The sequence below is a fragment of the Mesorhizobium sp. M7A.F.Ca.US.014.04.1.1 genome (assembly GCF_003998745.1).
In the GTDB taxonomy this organism is placed as follows: domain Bacteria; phylum Pseudomonadota; class Alphaproteobacteria; order Rhizobiales; family Rhizobiaceae; genus Mesorhizobium; species Mesorhizobium ciceri.
Map to the genome: position 1 here is coordinate 1 of NZ_RZRW01001430.1, position 484 is coordinate 484.

General features: G+C 53.7%; 1 protein-coding gene. It reads left to right on the top strand.

What is annotated here, in order from left to right:
• Positions 1-302: 302 nt before the first annotated feature.
• Positions 303-484 (top strand): ATP-binding cassette domain-containing protein (locus tag EOA22_RS36935; protein WP_245478824.1); only part of this gene is annotated, 182 nt, incomplete at its 3' end.

The following is a 484-nucleotide window of genomic DNA, read 5'->3' on the forward strand; positions in this document are numbered from 1 at the left end:
GTTATGGATCAATCGTCGGTTCCGTCGTCGGCGCAATCTTCATAGGCATTCTCGGATTTGGTCTTCTCGTGCTCGGTCTATCGACCAGCATCCAGGAGGTCATCAAGGGAGCCATCATCATCATTGCGGTCTCATTGAACCGCCGTTGAAGGCAGCAGCCCGGGATGAAATCGGAAGATATGCGGTTCCGCAATTAAAGGGTCGATGATCTGTTGATCACAGCGCATTTCGATGAAATAGTAAAAAGAGAACGTTCTCACTGCGTGTTTTGGGATGAAAGAGGGCGTTTTGGAGGAAATCTGTTGAGTGTGTCGCCGCCACGATTGCAGGCCGTTGCCGTTACCAAATCCTACGGCGCGACCACAGCATTGGAAAATGTGTCGCTGGATCTGGCGGCGGGCGAAGTCCATGCGGTGCTCGGCGAAAACGGCGCCGGCAAATCCACGCTGGTCAAGATCCTCAGCGGTGCGATTGCGCCAAACAG